The sequence below is a fragment of the Nocardiopsis sp. NPDC006938 genome (assembly GCF_042869555.1).
In the GTDB taxonomy this organism is placed as follows: Bacteria; Actinomycetota; Actinomycetes; order Streptosporangiales; family Streptosporangiaceae; genus Nocardiopsis.
In genome coordinates, this window is the sequence record NZ_JBIAGA010000003.1 from 422,467 (window position 1) to 440,020 (window position 17,554).

General features: G+C 71.2%; 19 protein-coding genes and 2 tRNA genes. 13 read left to right on the plus strand and 8 right to left on the minus strand.

What is annotated here, in order from left to right:
- Nucleotides 1-8: 8 nt before the first annotated feature.
- Nucleotides 9-818, minus strand: coding sequence for an HAD family hydrolase (locus tag ACFYL4_RS07375; protein WP_357769666.1), 810 nt, complete (start codon nucleotides 816-818; stop codon nucleotides 9-11).
- A gap of 284 nt (nucleotides 819-1,102) precedes the next feature.
- Here ACFYL4_RS07375 and ACFYL4_RS07380 point away from each other — a divergent pair, with 284 nt between their 5' ends.
- Both ACFYL4_RS07380 and ACFYL4_RS07385 read left to right on the plus strand, forming a co-directional pair.
- The gene (locus ACFYL4_RS07380; protein WP_357769664.1) at nucleotides 1,103-1,894 is read left to right on the plus strand and encodes a class I SAM-dependent methyltransferase; all 792 of its coding nucleotides are present in this window, start codon (nucleotides 1,103-1,105) and stop codon (nucleotides 1,892-1,894) included.
- Nucleotides 1,895-2,091: 197 nt separating this feature from the next.
- Nucleotides 2,092-3,330, plus strand: coding sequence for a phospholipase D-like domain-containing protein (locus ACFYL4_RS07385; protein WP_357769661.1), 1,239 nt, complete (start codon nucleotides 2,092-2,094; stop codon nucleotides 3,328-3,330).
- 40 nt (nucleotides 3,331-3,370) lie between these two features.
- Here ACFYL4_RS07385 and ACFYL4_RS07390 read toward each other — a convergent pair whose 3' ends face one another.
- Nucleotides 3,371-3,574 carry a hypothetical protein gene (locus ACFYL4_RS07390; protein WP_357769659.1) on the minus strand — a complete coding sequence of 68 codons (204 nt, stop codon included), beginning with the start codon at nucleotides 3,572-3,574 and terminating at the stop codon, nucleotides 3,371-3,373.
- Between the two features lie 259 nt (nucleotides 3,575-3,833).
- A tRNA-Arg gene (locus ACFYL4_RS07395) sits at nucleotides 3,834-3,906 on the minus strand.
- Between the two features lie 423 nt (nucleotides 3,907-4,329).
- Between ACFYL4_RS07395 and ACFYL4_RS07400 the strand changes: the two genes are divergently transcribed.
- Complete coding sequence (locus tag ACFYL4_RS07400; RefSeq protein ID WP_357769969.1) at nucleotides 4,330-5,433, plus strand: D-alanyl-D-alanine carboxypeptidase family protein; 1,104 nt, start codon at nucleotides 4,330-4,332, stop codon at nucleotides 5,431-5,433.
- A gap of 105 nt (nucleotides 5,434-5,538) precedes the next feature.
- Here the strand turns inward: ACFYL4_RS07400 and ACFYL4_RS07405 are convergent, their stop codons facing one another.
- The 4 genes from ACFYL4_RS07405 to ACFYL4_RS07420 form a co-directional block, all read right to left on the minus strand.
- Nucleotides 5,539-5,946, minus strand: coding sequence for an MscL family protein (locus ACFYL4_RS07405; protein WP_357769968.1), 408 nt, complete (start codon nucleotides 5,944-5,946; stop codon nucleotides 5,539-5,541).
- A 77-nt stretch (nucleotides 5,947-6,023) separates the two neighbouring features.
- Nucleotides 6,024-6,689: a Flp pilus assembly protein CpaB gene (locus tag ACFYL4_RS07410; protein WP_387517148.1), complete on the minus strand. Its 666-nt coding sequence runs from the start codon at nucleotides 6,687-6,689 to the stop codon at nucleotides 6,024-6,026.
- Nucleotides 6,690-6,925: 236 nt separating this feature from the next.
- Nucleotides 6,926-7,309, minus strand: coding sequence for an FmdB family zinc ribbon protein (locus ACFYL4_RS07415; protein WP_357769964.1), 384 nt, complete (start codon nucleotides 7,307-7,309; stop codon nucleotides 6,926-6,928).
- A gap of 227 nt (nucleotides 7,310-7,536) precedes the next feature.
- Nucleotides 7,537-8,169: a 5-formyltetrahydrofolate cyclo-ligase gene (locus ACFYL4_RS07420; protein WP_387517150.1), complete on the minus strand. Its 633-nt coding sequence runs from the start codon at nucleotides 8,167-8,169 to the stop codon at nucleotides 7,537-7,539.
- A 151-nt stretch (nucleotides 8,170-8,320) separates the two neighbouring features.
- On the opposite strand from ACFYL4_RS07420, the gene galU reads away from it, so the two are divergent.
- The 10 genes from galU to ACFYL4_RS07470 all read left to right on the plus strand — a co-directional run bounded on the left by galU (nucleotide 8,321) and on the right by ACFYL4_RS07470 (nucleotide 16,878).
- Entirely contained in the window at nucleotides 8,321-9,259 is a 939-nt protein-coding gene (gene galU, locus ACFYL4_RS07425) for a UTP--glucose-1-phosphate uridylyltransferase GalU (protein WP_357769961.1), read from the plus strand.
- A gap of 132 nt (nucleotides 9,260-9,391) precedes the next feature.
- Complete coding sequence (gene glp / locus ACFYL4_RS07430; protein ID WP_387517153.1) at nucleotides 9,392-10,618, plus strand: gephyrin-like molybdotransferase Glp; 1,227 nt, start codon at nucleotides 9,392-9,394, stop codon at nucleotides 10,616-10,618.
- 255 nt (nucleotides 10,619-10,873) lie between these two features.
- Nucleotides 10,874-11,377: a cyclic pyranopterin monophosphate synthase MoaC gene (gene moaC, locus ACFYL4_RS07435; RefSeq protein WP_387517155.1), complete on the plus strand. Its 504-nt coding sequence runs from the start codon at nucleotides 10,874-10,876 to the stop codon at nucleotides 11,375-11,377.
- Nucleotides 11,370-11,879 carry a MogA/MoaB family molybdenum cofactor biosynthesis protein gene (locus ACFYL4_RS07440; RefSeq protein WP_357769957.1) on the plus strand — a complete coding sequence of 170 codons (510 nt, stop codon included), beginning with the start codon at nucleotides 11,370-11,372 and terminating at the stop codon, nucleotides 11,877-11,879. Before moaC ends, ACFYL4_RS07440 begins: the two co-directional genes overlap by 8 nt.
- A gap of 252 nt (nucleotides 11,880-12,131) precedes the next feature.
- Entirely contained in the window at nucleotides 12,132-12,851 is a 720-nt protein-coding gene (locus tag ACFYL4_RS07445; RefSeq protein WP_357769956.1) for a GNAT family protein, read from the plus strand.
- A 404-nt stretch (nucleotides 12,852-13,255) separates the two neighbouring features.
- On the plus strand, nucleotides 13,256-13,912 hold the full coding sequence (locus tag ACFYL4_RS07450) for a hypothetical protein (RefSeq protein WP_387517158.1): 657 nt from the start codon (nucleotides 13,256-13,258) through the stop codon (nucleotides 13,910-13,912).
- A 57-nt stretch (nucleotides 13,913-13,969) separates the two neighbouring features.
- Nucleotides 13,970-14,046: transfer RNA gene (locus ACFYL4_RS07455), tRNA-Ala, on the plus strand.
- A gap of 353 nt (nucleotides 14,047-14,399) precedes the next feature.
- Nucleotides 14,400-15,017 (plus strand): TetR/AcrR family transcriptional regulator, encoded by a 618-nt coding sequence (locus tag ACFYL4_RS07460; protein ID WP_357769850.1) that lies wholly within the window; start codon nucleotides 14,400-14,402, stop codon nucleotides 15,015-15,017.
- A 4-nt stretch (nucleotides 15,018-15,021) separates the two neighbouring features.
- Nucleotides 15,022-15,435: a hypothetical protein gene (locus tag ACFYL4_RS07465; RefSeq protein ID WP_387517160.1), complete on the plus strand. Its 414-nt coding sequence runs from the start codon at nucleotides 15,022-15,024 to the stop codon at nucleotides 15,433-15,435.
- A gap of 909 nt (nucleotides 15,436-16,344) precedes the next feature.
- Complete coding sequence (locus ACFYL4_RS07470; protein WP_387517162.1) at nucleotides 16,345-16,878, plus strand: hypothetical protein; 534 nt, start codon at nucleotides 16,345-16,347, stop codon at nucleotides 16,876-16,878.
- A gap of 23 nt (nucleotides 16,879-16,901) precedes the next feature.
- Here ACFYL4_RS07470 and ACFYL4_RS07475 read toward each other — a convergent pair.
- Nucleotides 16,902-17,554 (minus strand): IS481 family transposase (locus ACFYL4_RS07475; RefSeq protein ID WP_387517164.1); only part of this gene is annotated, 653 nt, incomplete at its 5' end.

Genomic DNA, 17,554 nt, shown 5'->3' on the forward strand with positions numbered 1-17,554 from the left:
GGCGGCGGTCAGGCCCGTTCCAGGATCTCCTCCACCACGCGGCCCACCCCGTCCTCGAAGCTGGAGGGCGCCACCCGGAGGCCGAGCGCGGGGTCGAGCAGGTCCGGGTGGCCACTGCTCATCGCGTACCCGGCCCCCGCCCAGGTCAGCGCCGAACGGTCGTTGGGCATGTCCCCGAAGAACACGACCTCCTCGCGGGTCACGCCCCAGCCCTCGCACAGCATCGCGAGGGTGCTGCCCTTGTTGACGCCGGTCGCGCTGATCTCCACCAGCCCCGCCCCGCCCGAGTAGGTGGGTTCGGCGAGCGTGCCCACGGAGGCCACCGCCGCCTCGTACATCACGTGCACGGGGTAGTCCTGGGACCGGGCGACGAGCTTGGTGACGGGGGTCGCGGCGTCCAGCAGCGCGTCGGTGTCGTCGAGCACCGTCACCGAGCCCGGTTCGATCCACGGCTCCAGCTGGTAGTCGGCGTCGTGGTAGAAGTCCAGGCCGGTCTCCACCCCGAACCCCAGCCCCGGTAGGGAGGCCCGCAGCTTCTCCACGATCGTGCCGGAGGTCTCCCGGTCGATCGCCCGGACCATCGGTTCGGCGCCCCCGGGGAGCTGGGCGTGGGCGCCGTTGCCGCAGACCACGGCGGCGCAGTCGAACAGGGCGGCGAAGGCTTCGGTGGCGCGCGGCGGGCGGGCGGTGACGAGGACGACCCGCACGCCCGCCTCCACGGCGGCGGTCAGGGCGCGGTGGTTGCGGGGGGAGACCTGGCCGGTGCGGCCGAGGAGGGTTCCGTCAAGGTCGGTGGCGATCACGCGAGGAAGGGCCATGGGCGCATTATGCCGTCGAAGTCCGACGGATTCGTAGGCGTTTCGGCGCATCTCACACCGGCCCGTCAGATGCCGTGGACGGCGGGCGCTCGGGCCGGACGAAGTCCGCACATGCCACGGAAGGGGATCATTCCTCTTTCATGGCGGCTCACACGGGCGATGTGGGCGTGTCCCCGCGTCCGCGACCCCGTCCGGAGCCGTACGGGGCGGGGCGGCCCACGGGGATCGGGTCCGGGTCGGCGCTGCGGCAGGACAACGGGGGTCGCCAGTGTGAGAGTGGCGTCATGGCTACGCACAGTGAACTCCGTGACTTCTGGGAACACCGCCTCGAAGGTGACTGGACCGAGAGCGGCGTCGGCTACCGGGCCCTCGGCCGACCCTTCAACACCTGGATGTACCGGGTCCGCGAGGAGGTCTTCCTCCGCGAGGTCGGCCAACTGGGACTCCGGGGCGCCAGCGTTCTCGACGCGGGCAGCGGCACGGGCTTCTACGTGAGCCAGTGGGAGCGCCTGGGGGCCGGGGACGTCACCGGCTGCGACATGACCGACGCCGCCGTCGACCGCCTCCGCGGCCGGTTCCCCCAGCACCGGTTCCTCCGCCAGGACGTCTCGGAGCTGGACGCCTTCGAGGACGCCAGCTTCGACGCCGCCTCCTGCATGGACGTGCTCTTCCACATCACCGACGACGACCGCTACGCGGCCGCCTTCGGCGCCCTCGGCCGGGTCGTGCGCCCCGGAGGCACCCTCGTGATCTCCGAGAACTGTCTCCAGCGCCCCGAGCAGCGCGGCGAACACCAGGTCAATCGCACCCTGGAGACGATCGCGGCTCTGGCCGACAAGGCCGGATTCGACATCGTGCGCCGCGTGCCCATGCTCATGCTGATGAACGCGCAGGTCGACGCCTCCCTGCCGTGGCGCAAGGTCTGGGGCGGGGTCCTCCGCGCCGCCACCGTGACCGCTGCGACGGGGTGGCTCGCCGGAGCCCTGCTCTACCGGCTGGACCGCAGGCTCGTGCGCGGTCGCAGGGAGAGCCCCACCACCGAACTCCTGGTGCTGCGGCGGCGCGAGGAGGCCTGACCGGGGCGGTGAGAGGCCCGGCCCCCGGCACGGTACGCGCGGACCAGGCCGGGGAGGGGGTCGGCGCCGAGTTGCTCCCGGTACGCGGTTCGTGCCCGGTTCCCGCACGGGCACCGGGTTACGGTGGTGCTCCACCTTGGTTCCGGGGTGGCCGCCGTCGCGGGGGCACGGCGGACGGCCGTTCGGGAGGCGACCGCATGCTGAGACGCTCGACCATCACGACCTGGGTCAGGCGGGGACTGCTGGGACTGTTGGCCACCCAGGTCGCGGTGGTCGCGACCCTCGTCGGGATCGACCAGTGGCGCAAGAGGGTGCGCCCGCACCGCGTCGACTTCCCGCGTACCGACCCCGCCTCGGTACCGGTGGGGGAGACCACCGCCACGGTCTACACCTACGGGGCGGACCTCTTCGAGGACATGCTCTCCGCCATCCGGGGCGCACGCCACCGGGTCCTCTTCGAGTCCTACATCGTCAAGTCCGACGTGGTGGGGCAGGAGTTCAAGGCCGCGCTGATCGAGGCGGCCGAACGCGGCGTCGAGGTGTACGTCATCTACGACGGCTTCGCCAACCTCGTCGTGCCGCGCTCCTTCTTCCGCTTCCCTCCCTCGGTCCACGTCATGCGCTACCCGGCGTTCCGCCCGGGAGTGCTCCTGCTCAACGTGCGCAAGTCCGGCCGGGATCACCGCAAGATCCTCACGGTGGACGGTGAAACGGGGTTCGTCGGCGGGTTCAACGTCGGCTCCACCTACGCCATCGAGTGGCGCGACACCCACCTCAGGTTGGTCGGCCCGGCGGTGTGGGAGCTGGAGAACGCCTTCGTGGACTTCTGGAACACCAACCGGCGGGCGGACCAGCCCGCGCTGGACGGGCTCGGAGAAGCGGAGTGGGACTCGCGCATCCGGGTCCACCGCAACGTCCCCGAACTCATCATCTACCCCATCCGCGCCATGTTCCTGGAGGCGGTCGACCGGGCCAAGGAGAGAGTGATCTTCACCCAGGCCTACTTCATCCCGGACCGCGAACTCGCCAACGTCCTCGTCGAGGCGGCGGGGCGGGGTGTGGACGTCAACGTGCTCGTGCCCGAGAACTCCAACCACGTCGTCGCCGACTGGATGGCGCGCGGCCGGTACTCCGAACTGCTCCGGGGCGGGGTGCGGCTGTGGCTCTACCAGGACGCCATGGTGCACGCCAAGACCGCCACCGTGGACGGCAGGTGGAGCACGATCGGCACGGCCAACGTCGACCGTCTCAGCCTCACCGGCAACTACGAGATCAACGTCGAGATCTTCGACGAGAGCGTGGCCCGACACCTGGAGAAGGTCTTCGAGACCGACCTCACCAACGCCCGCGAGCTCACCGAGGAGGAGTGGCGGGGGCGCCCGTTCGCGGCCAAGTTCAGCGAGATCGTGCTCGCCCCCTGGCGCGGGTTCCTGTGAGTCCGGTCACCCGTAGGCGCCGTTCCGCAGAGGGGCCGCCTCACAGGTCCTTGGGTGACAGCCGGGCGAAGCTTCGAGGGAAGAGCCGTTCCGGCTCCGACCTGCGCGGTCGGGGGCCTCCCCAGTGCTGCGGGCCGGGGTGGGGCGCCTTCTTCAGGGCCCCGGAGATCGCTGAGGGAGACCCGCCGCGCTGACGCCCTCCGGCGCCTTCGTCGGGTCCGGTCGCGTCGTTCGCGTCCCCCATACGGCCACCCCCGTCCGTGCGCGCGCACGCCCTCGACCTGGTCTTTCCCTGCTTCATGATGGCGTGGGAGGGAGCGCTCCCCGCCGCCCGACACGGGCGGGGAGCCGACTTTCTCACTGAGCAGGAGAGACGTACGGGGACTTGTGGTGATTTGACGGACCCCGGAGACGGGAAAAGCCCCGCGGGCCGCAACCTGGATTGCGAACCACGGGGCTTCCCCAGTCGGTGACTCCGCGACGTTCTCGCAGGTCACGTGATGCGGCCCCAGCAGGATTCGAACCTGCGACACCCGCTTTAGGAGAGCGGTGCTCTATCCCCTGAGCTATGGAGCCATGGGTGATGCCTGGCCCGGACGTTACCCGACCACGGGGCCAAGCCTAACCCAGGATGGGGGTGCCTGGGGTCCCGATTGGCGTTGGGGCGGTGCGGGCGAGGCACTCTACGTGCGCGGCACAGTACGCTGACCTACGATCGGTTGTCCTGGTCGCGGTGTGATGTTGTTCATTTCGCGTGTCGTGATCAGAGTCGCCCGCGTGCTTCGGTCACTCTGGGCGGGCGGGTGCGAGGGAGCACCGCACCCCGACGACCAGGTCTTCTTCCAAAGGCCCGGTGAGACGGCCGGGAGGACGGTGGCCGACCGTCCGCTGGTACGGCCGCGGGGCCGTACGGTCCAGTGTGACCGCATGTGGACATGTAGTACGTTGCCTTGCGGCCACGAGTAGGTGTTCGAGGAAAATGCAGCCGGAGGATCATTCGTGCCGTTCACTTCCGAGTCGGCGCGGCGTAGGTCCCGCGTACCGGGTAGCGGGGTGCTGACCGCCCTGGGGGCACACCACCGGGTCCGGATCGCGCAGGCGCTGACACTCATGCTGGTCACGTCCCTGTTCGTCGTTCCCGGGTCGGTGACCGTCGCCCCGCCAGCCGAGGCGAGCCTGGAGGACCTCCGTGAGCGCGCCGAGAACGCCGCCGAAGCCCTGGAGAAGGCCACCGACGAGTACGTCAAGCGCCAGGACGAGCTGGAGGCGGCGCAGGAGGACCTGATCTCCACGCTCCACGAGCTCCAGCAGATCGAGGGCGACCTCAACGAGATGCGGGAACCGCTCGCGCGGCTGGCCAGCACCATGTACCAGCAGCCCGACGCGGGTGTCATCGGCATCCTCGCCGCGGGAGACCTCGACGAGGACCTCCAGACGCAGTCCTACGCGGCCAAGCTGTCCGAGGACAACCAGGCGCTCATCCAGGACGCCACCAACCTGCGCGAGGACCAGGTGGAACTCGCCGGCGAGGCGCAGGAGCTCCAGACGTTCACGCAGCTGGAGCAGGCGGAGCTCGCGGCAGAGGTGGACTCGTTGCGGGAGCAGTCCGAGACGAGCATGAACGAGCTCACCGACGAACTGGAGTCCCGGGGGCTGGACCCGGAGGCGTACATGGCGGCGGCCGACTGCGACCCGAGCAAGGCATCGAACGCGGGCGGCTACCCCAACGGCCTGCTCCCGCAGGAGGCGCTCTGCTCGCTCTACGACGACAAGTTCCTGCGCGCCGACGCGGCCGTCGAGTTCCTCCAGCTGAACGTGGAGTACGTCGAGGAGTTCGGCGAGAACATCTGCATCACCAGCGCCTACCGCGACCTGCCCAACCAGCACCGCGTGTACGCCGAGCAGCCGCCCGGCTTCGCGGCGATCCCGGGCACCAGTAACCACGGTCTGGGCGAGGCGATCGACCTCGGGTGCGGCATCCAGAACTTCCGTTCCGAGCGGTGGAACTGGATGGAGACCAACGGCGCCAAGTACAACTGGATTCACCCGGCCTGGGCCAAGTCGAGCCCCTTCGAGCCCTGGCACTGGGAGTACAAGGGTTAGGGCTTGTTTGGCCGGTACGACGCACGACCCGGAGGGCGGTCCCGTGGGGGCCGCCCTCCCGCGTGTCCGGGGGCTGGTCGGGGCCCGCCGGGGCGTCCCGGAACCCTAGGCGACGGTCTCCGGGGTGACCTCACTGGTGCAGTGGGGGCACTTGCTGGCCTTCTTGCTGATCTCCGTGACGCAGTGCGGGCACTCGCGGGTGGTGGCCTCCTCCGCCTTGATGAACTTCTCCATCAGCTTGCCCATGGGCAGCACCACGAGGAAGTAGAGCACCGCTGCGGTGATCAGGAACGACACCAGGGCGTCGACGAACGCCCCGTACAGGAACCGACTGCCGTTGATCTCGAAGTAGAGGTCCCCGAAGGTGGGGACGCCGCCGAAGATCCCCAGGAGCGGGGTGATGAACCCTTCGGTCAGGGCCGAGATGAGCCCGGCGAAGACGGAGCCGATGACGACCGCGACCGCCAGCTGCACCAGGTTTCCCTGGAGCAGGAACTTCTTGAAGCCTTCCATGGAACTGCCCTACGTGTTCGTGAGTGGTGAACGCGCCGAACGGCGCCCGGACAGCTTTCACCACCCCTGGTCATCGGTCAACCGCGAATGGTGACAGACAGGCGCGAGGAGGGCGCGTGCCCGGCCAGGGCCCGGGCCTCCTCCCTGGTCGCGGCGATGACGACCAGTGCGCCGCCCTCCCCGCCGCCGCCCTCCTCGTCGGGAACGGCCAGGACCGGGCGGTCGCCGACCACCTCGACGGCGGGCCCGGACCGGGCGGTCGGCCCGCCGAACGGATCGGCCCCGGCGGCTCCGGCGGCGGCCAGGACGTCCACCCGTCTGCCGGGGGAGAGCAGTCCCACCATCCCGGGGTCGGCCACACGCACCGGCACCGCGACCATGTCGGCGCCGTAGGGGAGCGCCGGGGGGTCGCTCAGGCGCGCGTCGGTGAGCACCTCGCCCCGGCGTACCGGGGCGTTCAGCGACATCCCGGCGGCCCGGTCGCCGGGGGACAGGGCCCCGTCGGGCGCGGCGCGCCCGGCCAGCGCCAGGGGGACGAGGTCGTCCTCGGACAGCGGCGCGCTTGCGTCGAGGTCCCGGGCCGCGGCCAGGACCCGGGTGACGGGCTCGGGAGGGGGCCGCAGCACCAGGACGGCGCAGAGCACGGCCAGGGCGGTCAGCAGCGAGGCGACGAGGCGCCGGTGGCGGTCGAGCAGGCGGAGCGGGCCGCTCCGGTGCCGGTACGGGGGCGGGGAGGGGGTCATGCCTCCAACGCTAGGCGGGCCGGGGGCGGTCCGAGGGGTTGTCCACAGGGGGGATTGCGGCGCGTTCACGCTCCGGTGCGGGTGGCTCCCCCGCGCGGTCAGCGGGCCGTGCCGACACGCGTCGGAGCCTCGGCCCCCGGGCCGCCGCCGCGCTCACAGGGCTCGAAGCCCCCCAGGAAGGACGAAAGCGCCGCCGAGGGGTCTCGGCGGCGCTGCCACGGTCAACGGTGGGTGGCTCAGCTGCTGGCGGCGGCGGTGCTGCCGCTGGTGCTCTTGCCGCTCGACGAGTCGCCGCCGGTGCCGGCACCCGCGGTCGAGGCGGCGGGGGCGGCCGCGCCGGAGTCGGAGGAGGCCTTGGCGGGCTCGGCGGCCTTGTCGCTCTTGGCCTCGGTGCCGCCGTCGGCGGAGTTGGAGCCGGTCAGGGCGGAGCTGTTCGTGGTGGACTTGCCGCTGTCGGTGCGGTAGAAGCCCGAACCCTTGAAGACGATGCCGACCGCGGAGTACACCTTGCGCAGGCGTCCCTCGCACTCGGGGCAGACCGTCAGCGAGTCGTCGCTGAAGCTCTGCACGACCTCCATCTGGGCGTCACACGCGGTGCACGCGTACTGGTACGTAGGCACTGTTCCGGGTCCTCCTTGCTGGCACTCACACCCGTCGACTGCTAAATAGTACGCGTTCGCCGACCGCCGCCGCGACAGCCCCTCGCCGTCCGTGTCCCGGGCGCCCCCGCGTGAGCGGGGCGGCTCCGGGCCGGTGGGGAGGGGACGCGCGTACCGGGGGCCCGTCCGGGACACGACCGCCAGCCATAACGCCGCGCCCGGGTGCCTTAATCCCCGTGCGGGCCGGGTCACCCCGGGTGGTCGCCGGTCCAGACGGCCGATTCAGGATCGAACACCCGCAGCCCGCCGCCGGGGGTCACCACCGCGTCCACCGGGCGGTCGTGCGCCTCCGAGGGCAGCAGGTCCACGAACTCCTCGTCGTGCACCACGGCGATCGCCGGAGTGCGCGGACCCCGGAGCGGCAGCGCGCGGTCGTAGCAGCCCGCGCCGCGCCCCATCCGCGTCCCGCGCCGGTCCACGGCCACGGCCGGGCACACCACCGCTTCGGCGCGGTCCAGCGCCCCGACCCCGTACCGCCGACCGGTCGGCTCCAGCAGTCCGTGCCCGGCGGGGGCGAGACCGGCCGGGCCGTCGTAGTCCGCCCAGTCCAGCGACCCGTCGGGAAGGAAGACCGGGAGGAGCACCCGCGTGCCCCGCCCGCGCAGGGCGTCCACCAGCTCCCGGGTGCCGGGCTCGCCTCCCACGGAGTAGTAGCAGGCGACGGTCCCGGCCGCGGCCAGCCGCGGCAGCCCCAGGAGGGCGTCGCGGATCGCCGAACCCGCGCGGTCGCGCTCACGCTGGCTCCGCTCCCGCCGCTCGGCGAGCAGACGGGTGCGCAGCGCGCGCTTGGCGGTGCGTTCGGGGTCGTTCGTGGCAGCCATGGGGTCCAGTGTGGCACCCGGAGCCGGGTTCCCCGAGGGGGTGAACACCCGGTTGCGGTTTCCACGCGTTCGCCCGAAACAGCGGGGACTTCTCGGCCACGGGGCGGTATCAGGCCACGTAACCGGGGTTGTCTGTCCTAAAGTGCCGTTCATGAGCGCCGACACCGATCAGAAGCGACCCCGTACCGACGCCGCCGTGACCAAGGCGGTCGTACCGGCGGCCGGGCTGGGCACCCGCTTCCTTCCCGCCACCAAGGCCACCCCCAAGGAGATGCTGCCGATCGTGGACAAGCCCGCGATCCAGTACGTCGTGGAGGAGGCCGTCGAAGCCGGGCTCAGCGACGTGCTCATGATCACCGGGCGCAGCAAACGCTCCATCGAGGACCACTTCGACCGCGCCTACGAGCTGGAGGAGGCGCTCGCGGCCAAGGGCGAGGACGACAAGCTCAGGTCGGTCCGCGAGTCCAGCGACCTCGCCCAGGTGCACTACGTCCGCCAGGGCGAGCCCCGGGGGCTGGGACACGCCGTGCTGTGCGCGGAGGCCCACGTCGGCGACAACCCCTTCGCGGTGCTCCTCGGCGACGACCTCATCGAGTCCGCCGACCTGCTCCGCCGCATGATCGAGGTGCGCCAGGCCAGGGGCGGCAGCGTCGTCGCGCTCATGGAGGTGGAGCCCGAGCAGGTCTCGCTCTACGGCTGCGCGGCGGTGGAGACCACCGACGAAGACGACGTCGTCACCGTCACCGACCTGGTCGAGAAGCCCTCCCCGGACCAGGCGCCCAGCCGGTGGGCGATCATCGGCCGCTACGTGTGCGACCCGGCGGTCTTCCCGGTCCTGCACGACACCCCTCCCGGCCGGGGCGGGGAGATCCAGCTGACCGACGCCCTCAAGGACCTGGCGCGTATCCCGGCCGAGCGGGGCGGCGGCGTGCACGGTGTGCTGCTGCGCGGCAACCGCTACGACACCGGGAACAAGGCCGAGTACATCCGCACCGTGGTCGAGTTCGCCTGCGGGCGCCCGGACCTCGCGGACGAGCTCCTGCCCTGGCTGAGGGAGTTCCTGGACCGCCAGGAGCGGCTCCGGGGCTGATCGTTGCGGGGCGGGCCCGCACCCGTCCCGTCGCGGGGTCCGGCGTCCGGGGGCGGAGGTGGCCACAATGGGTCCGGTGCCCCTCGGCGACGGGGCGGCACCTCCAGCGCGTCCGCGACCCGGAAGGACCTCATGAAGAGCGTCGAACAGCACATCTCCGACCTCCTGGGCCTGGTCGCCGTGCCCGAACCGACCGAGCTCGACCTGCTGCGGGCCCACGGGACGGTGCTCGCCGAGCCGGTCGTCTCCCCGGTGTCCCTGCCGGGCTTCGACAACTCGTCGATGGACGGCTACGCGGTACACGCCGCCGACCTGGCCGACGCCTCGGCCGCGCACCCGGTCCGGCTCCCCGTGGTGGCCGACATCCCGGCGGGCGACGCGAGCCCAACGGCGATCCGGCCCGGGCTGTGCGCCCGGATCATGACCGGGGCCCCCATGCCCGAGGGCGCCGACGCCGTGGTCCCGGTGGAGTGGACCGACGGCGGCACCGTGGAGGTGTCCGTCGACCGCCCCGCGCGACCGGGCTCCTTCGTGCGGCGCCGGGGCGAGGACGTCCACGAGGGCGCGACCGTACTGGGGGCGGGGGTCCGGGTCGGCGCGGGGGAGATGGGGGTGCTGGCCGCGGTCGGGCGCCGCTCGGTTCCGGTGCGGCCCCGGCCGCGCGTGGTGGTGCTCTCCACGGGCGAGGAGCTGGTGGAGCCCGGACGCCCTCTCGGGCCCGGGCAGATCTACGAGTCCAACAGTCACATGCTGGCCGCCGCCGCCAGGGACGAGGGCTGCGAGGTCTACCGCCACGGCTTCGTCGGCGACGACCCGGCCGCCGTCTGGGACACGCTGGAGGGCCTCCTGGTGCGCGCCGACGTCGTGGTGACCACCGGCGGAGTGAGCATGGGGGCCTACGACGTGGTCAAGGAGGTGCTCTCCACGAAGGGAACCGTGGAGTTCACCCAGGTGGCGATGCAGCCGGGCAAGCCCCAGGGGTTCGGCACCATCGGCCCGGACGCCACCCCGATCCTCACGCTGCCCGGCAACCCGGTGAGCGCCTTCGTCTCGTTCCACCTGTTCGTCCGGCCCGTGCTGCGCAGGCTGCGCGGCCTGCCCCCGACTCCGCTGCCGAGCGTGCGGGCACGGTTGGCCACCGAGGTGGATTCGCCCGAGGGACGGCGCTCCTACCTGCGTGCCGTACTGTCCGAGCCCACCGCCCAGGACCCGGTGCCGACCGTCGCCCCGGCGGTGCGGCAGGGTTCGCACCAGCTGTCCGCGCTGGCCGACGCCAACGCGCTCCTCGTGGTGCCGGAGGAGGCCGTCGCGCTGGCCGCCGGAGACCTGGCGGAGGTCCTCGTCCTGCCCCGGTACTGAGGTCGGCGGGCCCGGTCCGCAGGGCGGGGGTCCGGCCGGGAAGGCGGTACGTCCGCCTTCCTCTGGTTCGCCGGGCGCGTGCCAGGGGCGGGCGTCCGGGCCGGTGCGGGCGACCACGGACCACACTCGACGGACGCGGTCCGTGTGTCCTCGCGGGGGAGTACGGTCATCGTGGGACTCGGCACCCCGTGTCCCCGCGGTCGACCGATCCGGGCGGCAGCGTGCCCGCACGAGACGATGAGTGGCTCCACAGCGATGACCGACACCCCACGGCCGGAGGCGCACCCCTCAGGCCTCACGCACCTCGACGAGTCCGGTTCCGCGCGCATGGTGGACGTCTCCGCCAAGGATGTCAGCGCCCGTTCCGCCACGGCCACCGGGCGCGTCCTGCTCAGTCCGGAGACCGTCGCCGCCCTGCGTGACGGCGCCGTGCCCAAGGGCGACGCCCTCGCGGTCGCGCGGATCGCGGGCATCCAGGGCGCCAAGCGCACCCCCGACCTCGTCCCGCTGTGCCACCCCATCGCCGTGCACGGCGTGGACGTGGACCTCACGGTGGTGGACGACGGGGTGAACGTCAGCGCCACGGTGCGCACCGCCGACCGCACCGGGGTCGAGATGGAGGCGCTCACCTGTGTGATGACCGCCGCGCTCGGTCTGGTCGACATGGTGAAGGCGATCGACCCCGAGGCCGAGGTGACCCGGGTACGGGTCGAGGAGAAGACCGGCGGCAAGAAGGGGCACTGGAGGCGCGGTGAGTGATCCCGTGCGCCGGGTCGCGGTGGTGACGGCGTCCAACCGGGCCGCCAGCGGCGTGTATCCGGACCGTTCCGGGCCGGTGATCGCGGAGCGGCTGCGGTCCATGGGCTGCGCGGTCGTGGGGCCCTGGGTGGTACCGGACGGCTCCGCGGTCGCCGAGGCGATCGAGCGCGCGCTCGACGAGGGCGTGGACGCCGTGCTGACCACCGGGGGCACCGGCCTCACCCCGCAGGACCTCACTCCCGAGGTGACGCGCCCGCTCCTGACCCTGGAGATCCCCGGGATCGCCGAGGCCTTGCGCGCTGCGGGGCGGGACCGGGGCGTGCCCGCCGCCGTGCTCTCGCGGGGGCTGGCGGGTGTCGCCGAACGTTCCGGTCACCGCGCGATCGTGGTGAACCTGCCCGGGTCCAGGGGGGGAGTCCGCGACGGGATGGACGTGCTGGAGCCGGTTCTGGGCCACGCGATCGACCAGCTGTGTGGCGGGGACCACCCTTCGTCCGAATGACACCGGACAATGACCGGAATCACATCGGGGGCATTCCGGGGCGAGGCAATTCCTTGACCCGGTGCCGGTTTTCGGTGCTGGAGTGAATGGAGTTTGGAAACGGCCGATTCTCGTGCGGTGGGGGTGACGCCCGCCACCTCACGCCCACGGAGTGGAATACTGGAGGGCGTCACCGGCTCCGGGCGCGCACGAGCGCCGAGGGCTGGAAGGCGCGACCGCGCAGGGCGGTCCGGAGGGCTCGGAAGGACGGACGTGAACCGCAGACAGGGGTGGCCCGTCACCCTTCAGGAGGGGCCGATCGCTCTTCGCCCTCTGCGGCTTCGCGACGCCCCCGTGCTCCGGGACACCCGGGCGCGCAACGCCGAGTGGTTGCGGCCCTGGGAGCCCACCTACCCGGAGATGCCGCTGCGCACCACCGGGCTCGCGCCCTACGTGGCCATGCTCCAGGCGATCCGGCGCGAGGCCAGGGCGGGCTTGTCGATGCCGTGGGCGATCACCTACGAGGGCGCCTTCGTGGGCCAGCTCACCGTGGGAGCCATCGTGTGGGGGTCGGCCAGGTCGGCGCAGGTCGGCTACTGGGTGGACAGCGGCCACGCGGGGCGCGGCATCACCCCGACCGCCGTCGCCCTCGCCGTCGACCACTCGTTCTTCACCGTCGGACTCCACCGGATCGAGGCCAACATCCGCCCCGAGAACCGCGCCAGCAGACGGGTGGCCACCAAACTGGGCTTCCGGGACGAGGGGGTTCGCAGACGCCAGTTGCACATCGACGGCGCGTGGCGGGACCACATCTGCTACGCCCTCACGGCGGAGGAGGTGCCCCGGGGCGTGCTGCGCCGCTGGTACGACGGAGGCCCTTCCGGTCCACCGGAGGAAGGGGGTTCCGGCTCTGGTTCCGCATTGGGGCCACAAGGCCCGAACGGCGGCGGTGATCCGTGGGACCCGGCGAGTCCGCGCCCCGGATCACCGTGAACATGGCACCATCACGGATGCGTCGGGATCTTAAACCCCTCTTTAAGCACAATGATTCATTACTTTGCGTTGAATTGGCGCTGCTCTCCGCAGTCGCCGTCTGACCTGGTCTTTCGTTCTGGAGGGTGTGACGACCGAAACTGAGGGTCCACAATCTTGCGACACTCCGGTCGGAATGTGGCGCATTTATGGACACGGGGTCGTACCGTGCGGAACATAGACGCATTGACGATGCGGGCTACGCGTGGATTTGCCGTACGGGAATCGACCCCGGTCCGACGAGGGCCAGGAACGATGTCCAGCCGGAGGACGTCTCTACTTCCGGGAGTACGTCCAGCCACACGCGGAGCGGTGTCGACGAAGTGTCGACCAACGTTCAGTGGCCGTCATCGTGAGGAGGGGTGATGAGCAGCTCTCCTCTGTACCTGGCCATCGTGGTGGTCTGGCTCATCGTCCTGGTTCCGATGCTGCTGCGGAAGGACTCCGTGGACACCGTCCCGGAGGACGCCCGCCGTGAGGACGACGACGTCGAGACGGCCGAGGCCGACGACTCCGCCGAGGACGCCTCAGGCGACGAGGGGAGCCCGGACCTCACCGAGACCCAGGTGATCCCCCGTCCCGCCGTCAGCGTCGACGACGGCGCCGACGAGCGGCCGACGGAGGCGGAGCGCCCCGAGGTCCAGGGGCGGGTCCGTCCGGGCCACGAGCCGCGCGCCCGCGTCATCGCCCGTCGGCGCCGTCGCACCACCGTGCTGATCCTGCTGAACGTCGGCACCGTCGTGGCGGTCGCCTTCGGTCTGGGGCCGTGGTGGGTCGTCGCCCCGCCGGTCCTGCTGTTGGTCGGGCACATGGCACTGCTGCGCGAGGCCGCCAAGGCCGACGCCGAGCGCCGTGTGGCCGTGGCCCGAGCGCGCCGCCAGGCCGCGGTGCGGGCGCGTCGTGCCGAGGCGGAGCAGGCCCGCGAGGCCGAGCGCGAGGCGCAGATCATCGCCTTCATCGAACGCCGCAGCCAGGTGTACGACCAGTACGCCGACGCCCGGTTGCGGGCCGCAGGGGACTGAGTCGCGGCGCGGGTTCGGACCACCCCGTATCTCCTGATAGAGTTTCACATGTCTTCAGGGGCTATGGCGCAGTCCGGTAGCGCACCTCGTTCGCATCGAGGGGGTCTGGGGTTCAAATCCCCATAGCTCCACCACAGATCAAGACACACAGGGCCTCGCCTCAACGGCGGGGCCTTTGTCGTGGGGCAGGCGTGGGAGGTGTTCCGCGCCGGTTTTCGCACAGGACACACGTCGAGGGGCCCGGTTCAATGAACCGGGCCCCTCGACGTGTGCCGGGCCCTGCTGGACGGATGCCGCTGATCCCTGTGGCGGGAGTGCGTCCGGGCCGGAGCCGCGAGTGTCACCGGCGAAGCGTCTATCCCCTGAGGCGGGTGGCCGGTGTCCTCCCACACTACCCTGGCGGACCCGAACCGCCTATGCCCCAGGGGCTCCGTATTTCCACGCCCGAATCTATACGGTGGAAACTTTTCGGTGTATAGTTCAGCGCATGGCAGACGGATACCACCACGGAAACCTACGGACCGCCGTCCTGGCCCGGGCCGCGGAGGTCATCGAACGGGACGGTCCCTACACCTTCAGCCTGCGCTCGCTCGCGGCCGACCTCGGGGTGAGCCACACGGCCCCCAGGTACCACTTCGGCAGTAGGGAGGGCGTCCTCAACGCCCTGGCCACCGAGGGTTTCACCGAGCTGGCCGCCCGGCTGCGGGCCAACCGCGAGGCCGACGGCGGCTTCCTGGAGTCCGGGGTGGAGTACGTGCGCTTCGCCACGGAGCGCCCCGCGCACTTCCAGGTGATGTTCGCGCCGACCCTGCTCGACGAGGACGACCCCGAGCTCGCCGCCGCTCGCGGCGAGGCCTTCGGCGAACTGCGCTCCGGGGTCGCCTCGGTCTCCGAGGCGGGTCGCCGGGTCGAGGACCCCGCGGCCGGGGTCGTGGCGGGTTGGGCGATCGTGCACGGCATCGCCACCCTGGCGCTCTCCGGGAACCTCGACAGCTCCGGGGTGCGGGCCCTGCTCGGGGACGCCGACCTGTCCACCGTCACCCGGCGCAGCGCCGGTCTGCTCTTCGCGGCGCCGGAACCACCCCCCACACCAGATCGGGAGTAGACCCATGTCAGCCGCGACGCTCATCACCTCCGGTGCCGTCCTCCTCACCGTGGTCGGCATCGCCTACGGGGGCACGTTCCTCCTCCGCGTGGTCAACGGCGTCGTCCCCGCCAACGAACTCCAGCGGACCCACTTTCGCGCGGGACACGCGCACGCCGGGGTCCTGGTGATTCTCGGACTGGTCGTGCGCCTGCTGTTGGACCAGCCCACCGTCCCGGACTGGGGCCGACTCCTGGGCGACCTGGTGCTCCTGTCCGCGATCCTCATGCCCGCCGGGTTCTTCCTCTCGGTCATCGGCCGCGAACCCCGGAGCCCGAACCGGTTCCGGGTCCTGATCCAGTGCGGAGCGGTCAGTCTGGTCGTCGGCCTGGTCTCCGCCGGGGCCGCCCTGATCGTGGGCGGTCTGGCGATGCCCTGACCCCGTCCCCCCTCCCGACCCTCACGCTGTCCGCGGGCGGCCCTGGACCCGGAACGGGTCCAGGGCCGCCCGCGTTTTTGGCGAGAAAGATAACCCGCCTTAAGTGTGGCCCGAAACCCGCCTTTGAGGCCCGATCGGGGACCGACTTCCGCGAGGGAGCAGGTTCCTTCGCCACTACGAAGGGTGACCACGCCGTTGTAGCGAAAAGCCCGAGAAGCGATGTTCTGTGTGGGTATCTTCTGGTCCGTCCACTTGCTGGTACGTGCCGTCACGTCGACCGCGACCACGGAGCGGATCGTTCCGGGGCGATTGGGCCGTTTCCCAGCGCGCCCACCACAATAGCGATACCATCACACTCTGTAATGTTCTTGTTCGGGGATTTTGCCCCGCGCCGGTGTTGTCTTGGCAGGTCACCGGGGAGGGCAGGTTTGACGTGGGGCAATGGGCACTTGCCTGAACTGCGAGAACGGCGGCTTCGGTGGGCTTTCGCGCACCGCCGCTGCAATACACGGTCGAGGGTCGACCACGGAATGACGAATATTCGAACCCGGGTCTTGTGAAGCCCGCCCGTATGGGACATCTTGGTTGCGGGATGGGCCGGAGACATCGATGGAAAGGTGGATGCTATGACCATGCACGCGAAGACCTCTCGCAAGGGCAACGGCTGGAGCTGGTGGTAACCAGCACACGCTGAACGTTCTTTAGGGAACTCACGTGTCGGGGGCCCGTCCGACCTCGTCGGCGGGCCCCTTCGCCGTGCCCGGGGCGCGCGGCCGTGCGGAACGGACGGCCCGCGGCGGGGCGTACCGCCCCGGAGGCCGGGATTTGACCACGGGCCGTGGCGGGTAGGACCACGGTACGACAACAGGACAGTCAGGTCCGGATCGACCGTGAAGGGGCGGAACCTCCGTGTCCGACTCCCCCCAGTACCCCGGCGGATACCACCAGCCAGAGGAACCACCACCGGAGGGCGGGTACGTCCGCCCCACCGAACCCGGACGGGCGCCGCGCGCCGGACCCCGACCGGACCCCGCACCGGGGAGCGGCGAACCCCCGGTCGCGGCGGAACGCTTCCGGCGCACCACACCGGCCAGGAGCAAGGTCATCCCCGTCGAACGCGGTCGGGGGTTCTGGCACCTGGCCGTCGGCACCGTCTTCTACGTCATGATCGTCGGCGGCATCGCCGACCACGTCGAACCGGGAGTGCGCATCGCCGCCCACCTGGGCTTCTGGCTCCTGATCGGGCTGGCGTTCCTGGTCGCGACGGCACGTGAGCGCCGACACGACTGGGCCCCCAGGGCCCGGTGGCCGTGGATCGCGGCGGCGCTGGGCGGCGCGGTGACCGTGGAGGTGCTGATCGTCGCCGTGGGCTCGACCGCGATCATCGTCGGCTCGGTGGTGTTGCTCGCCCTGGGCGCGTTCTTCCTGATGCTGGTCGGCTGAGGCCGGCGGAGCGGCGGCGGGGCCTAGGTGTACTGACCTGAGAGGTTAGGTACGCGGGAGGCGGGAGGGCCGCCAATGGCGGTGTGGAACCGGTGGTGATTGTAGTGGTGCAACCATCCGGTGAACGCCTCCCGCTTGTCAGCCTCTGACCGGTAGGGGCGGGCGTAGGCCCACTCCTCGGTCAGTGTCCGGTTGAACCGCTCCACCTTGCCGTTGGTCTGGGGCCGGTAAGGGCGGATGCGCTTGTGCTTGATGCCCTGCGCAGCGAGCAGATCACGCCACAGGTGGGACTTGTAGCAGGACCCGTTGTCAGTCATCACCCGCTCCACGATGATCCCCGCCGAGGCGAAGAACGCCTGGGCACGCTGCCAGAACCCGGTCGCGGTGTCTTTCCTCTCGTCGGCGAGGATCTCGGTGTAGGCCAGGCGTGAGTGATCGTCCACGGCGTTGTGCAGGTAGGCGTACCCGGCCCTGGAGCGGTTCTTGCGGCCCTGGGAACGTCCCAGGGTCTTGTGGCCACCGCCGTCGGGGACGTTGCCGAGCTTTTTGATGTCCACGTGCACCAGCTCACCAGGGCGGCAACGTTCGTAGCGGCGCACCGCGCGCCTTGTGGCCCGGTCGGTGTGGGTCAGGCGGGCACACTTGTAGCGGGTCAGGATCCGGTGCACGGTCGAGG

Bases quoted from the DNA above. Each gene is read 5' to 3' on its own strand.
- ACFYL4_RS07410 (WP_387517148.1), bottom strand. From the start codon at position 6,689: ATGACCCCCTCCCCGCCCCCGTACCGGCACCGGAGCGGCCCGCTCCGC.
- moaC (WP_387517155.1), top strand. From the start codon at position 10,874: ATGACCGACACCCCACGGCCGGAGGCGCACCCCTCAGGCCTCACGCAC.
- ACFYL4_RS07420 (WP_387517150.1), bottom strand. From the start codon at position 8,169: ATGGCTGCCACGAACGACCCCGAACGCACCGCCAAGCGCGCGCTGCGC.
- ACFYL4_RS07390 (WP_357769659.1), bottom strand. From the start codon at position 3,574: ATGGGGGACGCGAACGACGCGACCGGACCCGACGAAGGCGCCGGAGGG.
- galU (WP_357769961.1), top strand. From the start codon at position 8,321: ATGAGCGCCGACACCGATCAGAAGCGACCCCGTACCGACGCCGCCGTG.
- ACFYL4_RS07385 (WP_357769661.1), top strand. From the start codon at position 2,092: ATGCTGAGACGCTCGACCATCACGACCTGGGTCAGGCGGGGACTGCTG.
- ACFYL4_RS07380 (WP_357769664.1), top strand. From the start codon at position 1,103: ATGGCTACGCACAGTGAACTCCGTGACTTCTGGGAACACCGCCTCGAA.
- ACFYL4_RS07450 (WP_387517158.1), top strand. From the start codon at position 13,256: ATGAGCAGCTCTCCTCTGTACCTGGCCATCGTGGTGGTCTGGCTCATC.
- ACFYL4_RS07375 (WP_357769666.1), bottom strand. From the start codon at position 818: ATGGCCCTTCCTCGCGTGATCGCCACCGACCTTGACGGAACCCTCCTC.
- ACFYL4_RS07405 (WP_357769968.1), bottom strand. From the start codon at position 5,946: ATGGAAGGCTTCAAGAAGTTCCTGCTCCAGGGAAACCTGGTGCAGCTG.
- ACFYL4_RS07465 (WP_387517160.1), top strand. From the start codon at position 15,022: ATGTCAGCCGCGACGCTCATCACCTCCGGTGCCGTCCTCCTCACCGTG.
- glp (WP_387517153.1), top strand. From the start codon at position 9,392: ATGAAGAGCGTCGAACAGCACATCTCCGACCTCCTGGGCCTGGTCGCC.
- ACFYL4_RS07460 (WP_357769850.1), top strand. From the start codon at position 14,400: ATGGCAGACGGATACCACCACGGAAACCTACGGACCGCCGTCCTGGCC.